This window comes from Zobellia roscoffensis (assembly GCF_015330165.1).
GTDB classification, from domain to species: domain Bacteria; phylum Bacteroidota; class Bacteroidia; order Flavobacteriales; family Flavobacteriaceae; genus Zobellia; species Zobellia roscoffensis.
In genome coordinates, this window is the sequence record NZ_JADDXT010000002.1 from 2442666 (window position 1) to 2455763 (window position 13098).

General features: G+C 37.9%; 10 protein-coding genes. 5 read left to right on the forward strand and 5 right to left on the reverse strand.

The window, feature by feature from the left end:
• Nucleotides 1-61: 61 nt before the first annotated feature.
• The 4 genes from IWC72_RS10230 to IWC72_RS10245 form a co-directional block, all read right to left on the reverse strand.
• Nucleotides 62-1510: a NupC/NupG family nucleoside CNT transporter gene (locus IWC72_RS10230; RefSeq protein ID WP_194529710.1), complete on the reverse strand. Its 1449-nt coding sequence runs from the start codon at nucleotides 1508-1510 to the stop codon at nucleotides 62-64.
• Between the two features lie 18 nt (nucleotides 1511-1528).
• Nucleotides 1529-2158, reverse strand: coding sequence for a bifunctional nuclease family protein (locus IWC72_RS10235; protein ID WP_194529711.1), 630 nt, complete (start codon nucleotides 2156-2158; stop codon nucleotides 1529-1531).
• Nucleotides 2159-2243: 85 nt separating this feature from the next.
• On the reverse strand, nucleotides 2244-3212 hold the full coding sequence (locus tag IWC72_RS10240) for an electron transfer flavoprotein subunit alpha/FixB family protein (protein WP_194529712.1): 969 nt from the start codon (nucleotides 3210-3212) through the stop codon (nucleotides 2244-2246).
• A gap of 104 nt (nucleotides 3213-3316) precedes the next feature.
• The gene (locus tag IWC72_RS10245; RefSeq protein WP_194529713.1) at nucleotides 3317-4057 is read right to left on the reverse strand and encodes an electron transfer flavoprotein subunit beta/FixA family protein; all 741 of its coding nucleotides are present in this window, start codon (nucleotides 4055-4057) and stop codon (nucleotides 3317-3319) included.
• 174 nt (nucleotides 4058-4231) lie between these two features.
• Here IWC72_RS10245 and IWC72_RS10250 point away from each other — a divergent pair, with 174 nt between their 5' ends.
• From IWC72_RS10250 to IWC72_RS10265, 4 genes are all read left to right on the forward strand, one after another.
• The gene (locus tag IWC72_RS10250; protein WP_194526110.1) at nucleotides 4232-5209 is read left to right on the forward strand and encodes a pyruvate dehydrogenase complex E1 component subunit beta; all 978 of its coding nucleotides are present in this window, start codon (nucleotides 4232-4234) and stop codon (nucleotides 5207-5209) included.
• Nucleotides 5210-5427: 218 nt separating this feature from the next.
• Nucleotides 5428-7929 (forward strand): DUF5686 family protein, encoded by a 2502-nt coding sequence (locus tag IWC72_RS10255; protein ID WP_194529714.1) that lies wholly within the window; start codon nucleotides 5428-5430, stop codon nucleotides 7927-7929.
• A 207-nt stretch (nucleotides 7930-8136) separates the two neighbouring features.
• Complete coding sequence (locus IWC72_RS10260; RefSeq protein ID WP_194526112.1) at nucleotides 8137-8664, forward strand: inorganic diphosphatase; 528 nt, start codon at nucleotides 8137-8139, stop codon at nucleotides 8662-8664.
• Nucleotides 8665-8772: 108 nt separating this feature from the next.
• The gene (locus IWC72_RS10265) at nucleotides 8773-11148 is read left to right on the forward strand and encodes a sodium-translocating pyrophosphatase (RefSeq protein WP_194529715.1); all 2376 of its coding nucleotides are present in this window, start codon (nucleotides 8773-8775) and stop codon (nucleotides 11146-11148) included.
• 55 nt (nucleotides 11149-11203) lie between these two features.
• On the opposite strand, the gene IWC72_RS10270 is transcribed toward IWC72_RS10265, so the two are convergent.
• Nucleotides 11204-11908 carry an energy transducer TonB gene (locus tag IWC72_RS10270; protein ID WP_194526114.1) on the reverse strand — a complete coding sequence of 235 codons (705 nt, stop codon included), beginning with the start codon at nucleotides 11906-11908 and terminating at the stop codon, nucleotides 11204-11206.
• A 180-nt stretch (nucleotides 11909-12088) separates the two neighbouring features.
• Here IWC72_RS10270 and IWC72_RS10275 point away from each other — a divergent pair, with 180 nt between their 5' ends.
• Entirely contained in the window at nucleotides 12089-13096 is a 1008-nt protein-coding gene (locus IWC72_RS10275) for an App1 family protein (RefSeq protein WP_194529716.1), read from the forward strand.
• The last annotated feature ends 2 nt before the right edge of the window (nucleotides 13097-13098 follow it).

Genomic DNA, 13098 nt, shown 5'->3' on the forward strand with positions numbered 1-13098 from the left:
TGCTTAACGGAGTTATTAGAGATTTATTAACCAATTTTTTTGTTGAAGGGAAGATCTGAAGTTACCCCAAAATCATCCCTGCAATAGTAGCGGATAATAAGGAAGCGATTGAGCCACCCAAAACTGCTTTAAGACCAAATTCTGAAAGGGTCTTACGTTGGCTTGGCGCTAAAGAACCAATGCCACCGATTTGTATGCCTATGGATGCAAAGTTTGCAAAACCACAGAGCATATATGTGGCCATTATCACAGACTTGTTATATGAAAAACTAGCGCCTTTGGCTATATCCTTTAGTTCGGCCAATTGAATGTAGCCAACAAATTCACTGGCAACGAGCTTAATGCCAAGAAGCTGGCCCATAAGCATTATATCTTCATTTGCAACACCGATTAGCCACATTAACGGAGCAAAAATAGTGCCTAAAACTGCTTCTAAAGAGAACTTGTCATATGACGTATTATCAGCTATCCATTGGTTGAGAGATGACATATCTCCAATCCAATCCAAGATACCGTTTAACATAGCTATCATAGCTACGAAAACTAGAAGCATGGCACCTACATTTACAGCTAATTTTAAGCCTTCTGTGGTACCGTTGGCGATTGCATCTAGGATATTGGCCCCTATTTTTTCAGAAGACACGGCAACCTCTGTGTTTACAGTTTCGGTCTGAGGGTATAGAATTTTTGAAATTACAATAGCACCTGGTGCTGCCATTACTGAAGCTGCCAAAAGGTGTTTGGCAAAAACAAGTTGTAGTACTTTATCTTCGCCTCCTAAAAAGCCAATGTATGCAGCTAGGACAGCGCCGGCTACCGTGGCCATACCACCTATCATGACCAAAAGAATTTCAGATTTGGTCATCTTTTCTAAATAGGCTTTAATTAATAAGGGCGCTTCGGTCTGACCTAAAAATATGTTTCCGGCAACTGATAAACTCTCTGCTCCGGAAATACCTAAAGTTTTGGAGAGTAACCAAGCTAGGGCTCTTACAACTTTTTGGATGACACCTAAATAGAATAATAAAGACGTAAGCGCAGAAAAGAAAATAATTGTAGGTAATACCTGAAAGGCAAAAATGTAACCGAATGTATTCGTATCTACCACCAATCCATCAAAAAGGAATTTACTACCGGCCCGTGTAAAACCCAATATACTAATGAAAACTTCACCAATGGATTCAAATATTTGTTGAATAAATGGAACTTTTAGTACGCCAATAGCAATGAATAGTTGTAATGCAAGGCCAATACCAACGGTTTTCCAATTAATTGCTCTTCTATTGGAGCTGAATAAGAACGAAATAAATATAAGGGCCGCCATACCTAATACACCACGACCCAAACTGTTCAAAGAAAAACCTGCGTTAGGTTGAATCTGGTTTGTATTTTGAGAAACAATATCGTTAATCACAGCGGTTTCTACTGCAGGTATAGTTGTAGTTTCTTGTGCTATGGACGGAAAAAAAATAAATAGGGCAAGCAGAACAATCCAAGGGTTGATTTTCATAAGTTACTTGCTTGTTTATCAGTTTCTTTTGGAGATTTCATCTCGTAACTTGGCCGCTTTCTCGTAATCTTCATTAGCTACAGCTTGGTCAAGTTCTTTATGAAGCTCATCAATAGAAAGTTCTGTGTAACCATCGGTTGCGCCAGATTCAATTTCTACGGTTTCACCTTCTTGTAAGATTTCATCAACCACAATACTATCGTCCGTTTCTTCTTTTTCCTTGTCTTTTGAAGAGAATTTCAAGAAGATTCCAGCTTTGTCCAAAATGGTCTTATACGTAAAAATAGGAGCGTTAAAACGAAGGGCTAAAGCAATAGCATCACTGGTTCTTGCATCTATAATCTCTTCAATTTTATCACGCTCACAAATAATACTGGAATAGAAAACACCATCTACCAACTTGTGTATAATGACCTGTTTTATGACAATATCAAAGCGGTCTGAAAAATTTTTGAATAAATCGTGAGTCAAAGGTCTGGGTGGTTTTATTTCTTTCTCAAGAGCAATCGCAATAGACTGCGCTTCAAAAGCACCAATGACAATGGGTAGTTTGCGATCGCCTTCCACTTCATTTAAAATAAGAGCGTAAGCCCCATTCTGTGTCTGGCTATATGAAATACCTTTTATTTTTAACCTTACTAAGCTCATAGATTCATTAAAATACAAAAGACTGTTTAAATACGGGCGTACCGTGCATTTAAACAGCCCTTTAATGAGCGCAAATTAACAAAAATTAAGCGTTCTGAGCTTTAAATTCCTTTAATTTTTCTATGAGTTTTGGTACTACTTCAAAGGCATCGCCTACAATTCCGTAGTCTGCAGCTTTAAAAAATGGTGCTTCAGGGTCAGAGTTGATAACAACTTTGGTTTTAGAAGCGCTTACTCCTGCTAAATGTTGAATGGCACCTGAAATACCAATAGCGATATAAAGATTGGATGCAACAGGTTTTCCAGTTTGTCCAACATGCTCGCCATGTGGCCTCCATCCCATATCAGAAACTGGTTTAGAGCAAGCCGTAGCTGCGCCAAGAACTTCGGCTAGTTCCTCTATCATTCCCCAGTTCTCTGGTCCTTTAAGGCCTCTTCCTCCAGAAACTACAATATCTGCATCTGCAATACTGACTTGACCTGCAACCTTATCTATTTCAATAGATTTAACAGAAAAATCAGCATCATTTACATTGGAATTAAAAGTCTCTATGGCCGCAGTGGTTTGATTTTCCTTTACGCCAAAAGAATTATTGGAAACACCAATTACCTTGGTTTCCGTAGTAATTTCTGTATGAGCAAAGCCTTTATTACTAAAAGCAGTACGCTTTACGCTAAATGGAGAAGTCCCCTCTGGTGCGGCAACAACATTGGGCACGTAACCTGCTTTTAATTTAGCTGCGACAATGGGGGCTAAAAATTTACTGTTTGTGCTAGAGCTTACTATGATTACTTGTGTGTTTTCGCTTTGTGCGGCTTGTACTATACTGTTGGCATAAGCTAGGGCATTGAATGTGGTTAATTTATCATCAGCTACATTTAATACTTTGGAAACTCCATAAGTTCCTAATTGATCGTTACTTTCGGTATTAAAAGAAATTGCCGTAACCGATGAACCTAGTTGATCCGCCACTGCCTTGGCGTATGATGCCACTTCAAAGGCACTTTTTTTGAATTTTCCGTTTTCGGATTCTGTATATACTAATACTGACATTGTGTATTGTTTTATTTTGTTGAGATAACCTTAGCTACTTAAGTTGATTTCTAAGTTTTTGGTCAATAAGACCAATCTATAGAGATTAAAAACCTATGTAACAATTAAATTACTTTAGCTTCATTGTGAAGTAAGTCTACTAGCTCATCCGCAGAATTGACCAATTTAACAGCTCCTTTAGCTACGGGTTTATCAAATTTGACATCCTTTGTTGCAACAGTAGCATCAATTGGTTCTACTACGTTAAGTGTCTTTTTTCGTGCCATCATAATACCACGCATGTTGGGTATTTTTAAATCGCTTTCCTGTACAAGTCCTTTTTGTCCTCCAATAACTAGGGGCAATGACGTTTGTACTGTTTCTTTGCCACCATCAATTTCTCTAATCGCAGTAGCTGTTGAACCTTCTATTTCTAGGCTAATACAGCTATTTACGAAGTTCATTCCTAAAAGAGTGGCTAAAATTCCTGGTACCATTCCTCCGTTATAATCAATACTTTCCCTTCCGGCTATAACAAGGTCGTAGGTTCCGTCCTTAATTATGTTAGCCAATTGTTCTGCAACGAAAAAACCGTCAGTAGGAGCGGCATTAACTCTTATGGCTTCGTCAGCACCTATGGCAAGGGCTTTACGCATTGTTGGTTCTACACTGGCTTCTCCAACTGTGGCAATATGTACTGTAGCACCTTGTTTTTCCTTAAACCACATGGCACGTGTTAGACCAAACTCATCATTGGGGTTGATTACGAACTGTACACCATTAGTATCAAATTTTGTATCACCATCCGTAAAGTTAATTTTGGAGGTCGTGTCAGGAACGTTACTTATGCAAACTAATATTTTCATGTCTATAAAGCTGTTTATAATCTACACGAAGATATGTAAACTTTTTCGAAAATACTATGCATGCATAGTATTTTTTATAACTTTTTTTGATTCTTAGAGCCCTTTATTTGATATATATTTTCCTATTTTTGCTTGCGTTTTTAACGTTCATTAAAAAAAGATACTCCATATAATATGAAGACATTACAATTTAGGGAAGCCATTGTCGAGGCGATGTCGGAAGAAATGAGAAAAGACGAGTCAATTTACCTGATGGGTGAAGAAGTGGCCGAGTACAACGGTGCTTACAAAGCCTCTAAAGGAATGTTGGACGAGTTTGGTGCCAAACGTGTTATTGACACCCCTATTGCCGAATTGGGTTTTGCAGGTATAGGCGTGGGTTCTACCATGACCGGTTGCCGTCCTATAATAGAGTTCATGACTTTCAACTTTGCTTTGGTGGGTATCGACCAGATCATCAATAATGCAGCTAAGATCCGTCAAATGTCCGGCGGACAATTTCCTTGCCCCATAGTTTTTAGAGGGCCTACTGGTTCTGCGGGTCAATTGGGTGCTACGCATTCACAAGCTTTTGAAAGTTGGTACGCCAACTGTCCGGGGCTAAAAGTAGTTATCCCTTCTAATCCTGCAGATGCAAAAGGATTGTTGAAAGCAGCTATTCGTGATAATGACCCGGTTATTTTTATGGAGTCTGAGCAGATGTATGGTGATAAAGGTGAGGTTCCTGAAGGAGACTATACAATTCCATTGGGCGTTGCCGATATCAGAAGAGAAGGTAGTGATGTAACTATCGTGTCTTTTGGAAAAATAATAAAAGAGGCCGATAAAGCGGCAGATGAACTTCAAAAAGAAGGAATAAGCTGTGAAATCATTGACTTGCGTACCGTTAAGCCATTGGATTACGAAGCTGTTTTAAAGTCGGTTAAGAAAACAAATCGTTTGGTTATTTTAGAAGAGGCTTGGCCTTTTGGTAATGTAGCCACTGAATTAACTTTTCATATACAGTCTCACGCATTTGATTATTTAGATGCACCCATAGAGAAGATAAATACTGCAGATACACCTGCGCCATATTCTCCTGTATTGCTAGCAGAATGGTTGCCAAATCATACAGATGTGGTTAACGCTGTTAAGAAAGTGTTATACAAATAGATAGAATAAATTTGTAAAGGTACTTTTGCTTCGCCGACTTAGTGTTGGCGAAGCATTTTTTTTTAACAGTTAGGTTTAGTGTCTTTTAGTATGGATTTAGGCTTTTGTAGAAGAAATTTGACAGCACATTAATTTTTTGAATAAAAACAAACCTAGATTTACAATATAATCTCTTCTGGTACATTATTTGTTTATATAGTACAGAGAAAATTTCTTCAATGAAAAACCTTCTATTATTTATGTTGCTGCTTTTTTCTTTTGTTGCCGGTGCGCAAACAAAAGTTGGAGGTATAGTTGTAGACGAAGATAACCAGCCGGTAGCTTTCGCCAATATTATATTCAAAGGTTCGTATGAGGGTACGATTACAGATGACAACGGTAATTTTTATATGGAATCTGATGAAAATTATGATACTCTTGTAATATCCTTTATTGGTTATGAGAATGTAGAGTTTTCGCTGACCTCTAAAGTGACCTATAAGATGAATGTGGTCATGAAAGAGTCTTCTCAGCAGTTAGATGAAGTTGTACTTGTTGGAGGGAAACAACCTAAAAAGAATAACCCCGCCATAGATATATTGAGAAAAATATGGGCGAAGAAGCGAGAGAACGGTCTGCGAAAGTTTAATCAATATGCCTTTGAGAAGTATGAAAAGGTAGAATTTGACTTGAATACTATTGATAGTGCCTTAATGAAAAAGAAAATCTTTAAAGGCCTGGAATTTGTCTTTAAAGATTTAGATACTTCCCGTATTACGGGTAAAACTTATCTACCTATATTTTTGAACGAAACCTTTTCTAAAGTCTATGGAGATAATCGTCTTGATGAAGAAAAAGAAGATATTTTAGGAAATAAAAACTCGGGTTTTGATAACAATCAGTCTATCATAGCTTTCATTGCAGATCTTTATCAAGAATATGATATATATGATAATTACTTAAAATTTTTCGATAAAAGTTTTACAAGTCCGTTATCACGAACTGGTGTGGATGTCTATAATTATGCGTTGCGAGACAGTGCATTCATAGAAGATAAGTGGTGTTACAATATTGTTTATTATCCTAGGCGAAAGAACGAACTTACGTTTAAAGGAGATTTCTGGGTGAACGATACTACGTATGCGGTTAAGAACATTAATCTTGAGGTTACCAAAAGTGCCAACATCAACTGGGTAAAGGAAATTTATATTGAACAGGATTTTGAAGTTGTTAATGACTCGGTATTTCTTCTAAAGAGGGATTACATGATGAGCGATTTCAGCTTTCAGAAAAAAGAAGAATCTAGAGGTATGTACGGTAAGCGTACTACTGTTTTTGATAACTACGAGTTTGATAAAAAGAAACCTAAAGAATTTTATAAAGTTGAGAGCAATCCATATGACCCTATAATACAGAACAGGGATAGTTCTTTTTGGGAAAGCAACAGGCTTGAATCCTTGAATAAAGATGAAAAAGGAATCTATCAGTTGTTGGATACTTTAAAGACGGTTCCTAAATTTAAGTCGTACTACAATTTAGTCAGTATCTTGGGAAGTGGTTATGTGGAAATCGATAAGTGGAATATGGATATCGGTTCTGTATATGATGTTTTTGGTTACAATCAAGCGGAAGGACCACGTGTACGTTTAGGTGCGCGTTCTTATTTTGGAGAGAATGATTTATGGCGAGTAGAAGGGTATGCCGCTTATGGTTTTGAAGATCATAAACTAAAACATGGTGTGTCTGGTAAATTATTGTTAGATAGAAAAAACCGACTGATAGTTTCTGGAGGTAATCGGCGAGATATAGAACAGCTAGGGGTAAGCCTTACGGCTACAAATGATGTGCTGGGTAGAAGTATTGCTTCATCGTCATTGGTAACGGTAGGAGCTAACAACAGGCTTACTAATATAAACCTAAGTACGTTTAATATAGAAATAGAACCGGTAACTAATCTAAGATTTGGTGTGGGTGGAGCCTTTAGGACTTTGAGTTCTGCGTTGCCAGATGATTTTAGTCTAGATTATATTGATCCGGAATCGCCTACTGGTGTTTCTTCAGAAATTCGTCAGTTTGATTTTAATGCCTTATTGATTTATACACCTGGAAAAAGAACCATTGGTTACGGGGTAGAGCGCAAAGGCATGAATGATGACTATAGTACATTGTTGTTAAGTTATACCAAAGGTGTAGATATGGTTTTTGACAGTGATTTTAGCTACAGCAAATTACAGTTTTCATATAGCCAGCCATGGCAAATTGGGGGCTTTGGTAGGTTGTTCTCTACTTTGGAAATGGGAAAAACTTTTAATGACGTACCCCTAGGTTTGTTAAATGTTGTGCCAGGTAACCAGACCTTCTTTTCTAATTACGGTACTTTTCCTAACCTTGATTTTTATGAGTTTGTTACTGATACTTATGTGGCGTTGCACCTTCAGCATAATTTCAATGGTCGCCTTTTTTCTAGGGTGCCATTATTGCGAAAGCTAAATTTGCGTGAAATTATTGGATTAAGAGGGGTTTGGGGAGATTTGTCAGATGAGAATATTGCATTAAGTGCGCCGGCAACCATAAATACACCGTTGCAAGCACCCTCGGATAAAATTTACTACGAATATTCATTTGGTATAGGTAATATCTTTAAGATTCTTAGAATAGATTTTAATTTTAGAGGTAATTATTTAGATGCTCCTGATGCACGTCCTTTTAGCATTACCGGAACATTTGGTTTTGACTTCTAGTGTAATCTTTTGAGTATAAGGTTTTTTCTTAGTTCATTCGTTTAGAGTTATTTAGAATTTATTATCTGTAAATTCTTATTTCCGCAATGAAGGTCTTAATAATTTGAGAATTCTAATAATTACAGAAAAGCCTGATGTTTTTTCAAAATTTGGGGTTTGGCACGTGTGCATTTTTGTACCTTCGCAGCTGTAAAATAAACCTAAAAAATGGGAAAAAAAGCTGACATAACTTTTGATGTTTTAATAGAGATTCCAAAAGGAAGTAGAAATAAATACGAATACGACTTTACATTACATAAAATACGTTTTGACCGTATGCTTTTTTCATCTATGATGTATCCTGGGGATTACGGTTTCATTCCTGAAACATTAGCATTGGATAAAGATCCATTAGATGTTTTGGTAATGGGTGCGGAACCTACTTATCCTATGGTGGTTATGGAAGTAAGACCAATTGGTGTTTTTCATATGACCGATGAAAAAGGGCCGGATGAAAAAATTATCTGTGTGCCTGTTTCTGATCCTATATGGAGCAACAACCATGATATTAGTGATTTGAATCCACACCGTTTAAAAGAGATTGAACATTTCTTTAAGGTATACAAGGATTTGGAAAAGAAAAAAGTTGATACTGGTGGATGGGGTGATGCCGAAGAAGCGGTTAAAATCTATCACGAATGTGTTCAACGATACGATGAAAGTGATTTTAAAAAGAAACGCACTTTTACGATATAAATAATTATCACCTTATTAAAAGCCTTTTTTAGCAATAAAAAAGGCTTTTTTTTATAGGATCAATTTCATTACTTTAGTTGGCATTAGAAATCTTAAATATCAACTCGAATGGAATTAATAGTGAAATTTTTGCCAGTATTTGGAATATTGGCGCTAGTGTTCGTTTTCGTCAAAAATGTATGGGTGAGCAAACAAGACGAAGGTGACGCCAAAATGGCACGGATAGCAAAGAACATTGCAGATGGAGCAATGTCTTTCTTGAAAGCCGAGTACAAAATCCTTGCAATTTTTGTGTTGGCCGTTGCAGTGCTCCTTTACTTTAAAGGAAGCAACGAGGTAGGCTCTAACGGAATGGTTGCCCTATCCTTTATCGTGGGAGCCATATGTTCTGCGCTGGCCGGTTTTATTGGCATGAAAGTAGCAACTAAGGCCAATGTAAGAACAACACAGGCTGCGCGTACATCTTTGGGTAAAGCACTTGAGGTTGCTTTTGCCGGAGGAGCTGTGATGGGACTTGGTGTTGTTGGTTTGGGTGTTTTGGGGCTAAGTGGTCTTTTTATGTTATACCAAGGCATGTGGCCCGGCGCGGATAATTTAGGATTGGTATTGAATGTACTCTCAGGGTTTTCTTTAGGAGCTTCTTCTATAGCTCTTTTTGCCCGTGTAGGAGGTGGTATTTATACGAAAGCAGCAGATGTTGGTGCGGATTTGGTAGGTAAGGTTGAGGCAGGTATTCCAGAAGATCACCCTTTAAACCCTGCTACTATTGCAGATAATGTTGGTGATAATGTGGGGGATGTTGCCGGTATGGGAGCTGATTTGTTCGAATCATATGTAGGTTCAATTATCGGAACCATGGTTTTAGGGGCTTTTATTATTACTCCGGATTTTGGAGGAATGGGTGCCGTATACTTACCACTGGTTCTTGCGGCAGTAGGAATCATCATGTCAATTATCGGGACTTTCTTTGTCAAAGTAAAAGATGGTGGAAATCCTCAAACTGCATTGAATATTGGAGAGTTCGGTTCGGCCGGACTTATGGTTATCGCTTCTTATTTTATAATTAATGCTTTGATTCCTGAGAGTGTAGAAGGTCTGCCAATGGGTGCTATGGGTATTTTCATTGCTACGATTGCCGGTTTAGTAGCTGGTTTAGGTGTAGGTAAGATTACTGAATATTACACAGGTACTGGTACAAAACCGGTCAACTCTATTGTAAAACAATCGGAAACAGGTGCGGCAACAAATATTATTGCTGGTTTGGGCGTAGGTATGATGTCTACCATGATTCCTATAATATTGATTGCTGCAGCAATTTTGGTGTCACATCATTTTGCGGGGTTATATGGTATTGCGATTGCCGCTGTAGGTATGTTGGCCAATACGGGTATTCAATTAGCAGTAGATGCTTATGGACCCATTTCGGATAATGCCGGTGGTATTGCGGAGATGGCAGAATTGCCTTCTGAGGTTAGAGAACGTACGGATAAATTAGATGCGGTTGGTAATACTACAGCGGCAATTGGTAAAGGTTTTGCTATTGCTTCTGCGGCGCTGACGGCTTTGGCTTTGTTTTCGGCTTTTATGAAAGTGGCTAATGTAACTTCTATTGATGTGTCTCAGCCTAAAATCATGGCAGGTCTCTTGGTAGGAGGGATGCTTCCATTTGTTTTTTCGGCCTTATCAATGAATGCAGTTGGTCGTGCGGCTATGGCAATGATAGAAGAAGTTAGGCGTCAATTTAGAGATATACCACAGTTAAAAGCAGCTTTGCAGGTTATGCGAGAAGTAGATACAGATATGTCTAAGGCAACGCCTGAGCAGCGAGCCATTTTTGATGCAGCTGATGGATATGCAGAATATGACAAATGTGTGGATATTTCTACAAAAGCATCTATTAAAGAAATGGTGTTACCTGGTTTATTGGCTATTGCTGTACCTGTGGCAGTTGGTTTTATTGGTGGTGCAGAGATGTTAGGTGGTCTTTTGGCTGGTGTAACTACCTGTGGTGTGTTAATGGCAATCTTCCAATCTAATGCCGGTGGTGCGTGGGATAACGCTAAAAAAATGATAGAATCCGATGGCCGCAAGGGTACCGATGCACATAAAGCAGCAGTTGTGGGCGATACTGTTGGTGATCCTTTTAAAGATACTTCGGGTCCTTCTTTGAATATTCTTTTAAAATTAATGTCTGTTGTGGCTTTGGTAATTGCACCTAGTATCGCAATGAATACAACGGGTCTGGCTGAAATTGAAGGTAACAACGAAATTAAAGTTGAAATGAATGCCTTTGATGCGGATATGGCCGAGGCAACAATTGCCTATACTACAGTTGTAAATGGAGAGAAATTCGCTCAAGAGAAAGTTTTTAAAGGAACCGAATCTGATGTTAAGAACCAACTGATGGCTTTTGAAAAAGATGTGGAACTGAATAAAGGTAAAGAAACCGAAATCACCATAAAAACGATAGATATTAAAAAATAGCTAATTCAATTTTATTAAAAAAGGGACTGTTTTGCAGTCCCTTTTTTTATGGTATTTAATGAAGTTTAAATGTGATAGGAATACTAAAAGGTACCCGTACTGGCGTGCCTCTTTGTTTTCCAGGTTTCATTTGCGGAAGTTTATCAATAATTCTCTTGGCTTCTTTTTCAAGACTCTTATCAGGTCCTCGTAATTGTACATTGCCAATACTACCGTCTTTTTGAATAACGAACATGATATTCACTCTGCCTTGAATGCCCATTTCTTGAGCAGCTTCAGGATACCTGAAGTTTTTGGCAATGTGTTTGTTCATCATTCTCTGAAAACAAAGGCGTTTTTCCTTTTCCTTTTCACATCCAGGAAAAACGGGTACATCTTCAATAACCATGAACGACATTTCTTCGGGCTCATCCGTTTCTAAAACCTCTATGTCTGATACGTCCAGTATTTCTTCATCTTGATTGGTTTCTGTAGATTCAAACACATCTTCTATTTCCTCGTCCTCATTATCAATGACTTCAATTATAGGTGGTGCCTGAATCTGTTTTGGAGGAGGTGGTGTTTTGAATTCTACCAAAATTGGAAGTTCTTCAGTGAGTTCGTCCTCTAGATTCATAGAAACATCATAATCATAATGATGGTCGTAAGTTTTCCATTCAAATGCGGCAAGAGTAAGCATTAAAACAAAAAGTAGTCCAAATAGAAAATAAATGGGACGGTTGCGGTTTAAATCTTTTTGCGGATTTTTCTTGGGTTTCATAGAATATGGATTTTGCGCCTTTCCAATGGAACGGCATGGTTAAACATATATAAACCTACATGCTATCCGAATGAATAAAAACAAGCAATGAGTGAAGCTTACCTTTGAATGCGTAAACCGTACTTTTGAAGTGTTTATGGGTGGGTCTAAGTACTATATTTAAGTATATTTGGTGTTACTATGGGTTTATTCGGGAAGAAAGATAAGTTACAGATTATTGCTTTTCAGAGCTATGGTACTGATTCGCATTTTTATGCACGGGGAAGAGCTTTAGAAGACGAGGAAATAGATTTGTCTAGAAAGGGTTTCATAAATTTAATTTGGAACAGTTATAAGCGATTTGAGACTGACGAAATTAGAAATACTCCGGTTAGGCTAAAGCTAGGTAACAGTAAGTCGTTTACTGGAAAAACGGATGGTAGGGGGTATTATATTTTTGATGAACCATTGGAAAACCTGAGACAATTGACCAATGAAGAAGGTTGGTTGAGCTATGAAATGGCATATGCCAATAGTGATTTAAGACGGGAGGTTTTACATCAGAACCGTTTTCCAGGTGAGCTTTTAATTCCGTCAGAGAAGGCCCGGTTCGGGGTAATTAGTGATATAGACGATACAATTTTGCATACGGGTGTTGTTTCGTCATTAAAGTGGCGTGTAGTATTTAACACTCTTTTTAAAAGGGCAAGTAAGCGTACTCCGCTTGAAGGCGCTGCGGAGTTTTATTCTTTATTGCATAGAGGTGGTTCTGGGCAAGAAGCTAATCCTATTTTTTATGTGAGTCACAGCCCATGGAACCTGTATCGGTATTTAGAGTATTTTCTACAGAAAAATAATTTTCCAAAAGGACCTATTCTACTTCGAAACTTTCCGCGTTTGGGACTGAGAAAGAAGCAGGGTGAAAAACCTCAAAAACAAAAGGAGATTTTGAACATCCTAAAAACCTATCCAAGTTTAAAATTTATCTTAATTGGGGATAGTGGTGAGTATGATGCGGATATCTATAAGGAAATTGCAGAACTCTATCCTAATCAAATAAGTGCCATTTATTTGAGGAGTGTGGCTCACAAAAGAAAAATGGAACGCGTAAGCGGATTGTTTGAAACCTACAAAACTACACCTGTGCTACTCGTGGAAAGTAGTGAGCAGGCTATTGTTCATGCACGTAAAAATGGGTTTGTAGTTTAAAG

What these genes read in the sequence shown, in the direction of transcription:
- IWC72_RS10230 (WP_194529710.1), bottom strand. Translation starts at nt 1,510, where the DNA reads ATGAAAATCAACCCTTGGATTGTTCTGCTTGCCCTATTTATTTTTTTT.
- IWC72_RS10235 (WP_194529711.1), bottom strand. Translation starts at nt 2,158, where the DNA reads ATGAGCTTAGTAAGGTTAAAAATAAAAGGTATTTCATATAGCCAGACA.
- IWC72_RS10240 (WP_194529712.1), bottom strand. Translation starts at nt 3,212, where the DNA reads ATGTCAGTATTAGTATATACAGAATCCGAAAACGGAAAATTCAAAAAA.
- IWC72_RS10245 (WP_194529713.1), bottom strand. Translation starts at nt 4,057, where the DNA reads ATGAAAATATTAGTTTGCATAAGTAACGTTCCTGACACGACCTCCAAA.
- IWC72_RS10250 (WP_194526110.1), top strand. Translation starts at nt 4,232, where the DNA reads ATGAAGACATTACAATTTAGGGAAGCCATTGTCGAGGCGATGTCGGAA.
- IWC72_RS10255 (WP_194529714.1), top strand. Translation starts at nt 5,428, where the DNA reads ATGAAAAACCTTCTATTATTTATGTTGCTGCTTTTTTCTTTTGTTGCC.
- IWC72_RS10260 (WP_194526112.1), top strand. Translation starts at nt 8,137, where the DNA reads ATGGGAAAAAAAGCTGACATAACTTTTGATGTTTTAATAGAGATTCCA.
- IWC72_RS10265 (WP_194529715.1), top strand. Translation starts at nt 8,773, where the DNA reads ATGGAATTAATAGTGAAATTTTTGCCAGTATTTGGAATATTGGCGCTA.
- IWC72_RS10270 (WP_194526114.1), bottom strand. Translation starts at nt 11,908, where the DNA reads ATGAAACCCAAGAAAAATCCGCAAAAAGATTTAAACCGCAACCGTCCC.
- IWC72_RS10275 (WP_194529716.1), top strand. Translation starts at nt 12,089, where the DNA reads ATGGGTTTATTCGGGAAGAAAGATAAGTTACAGATTATTGCTTTTCAG.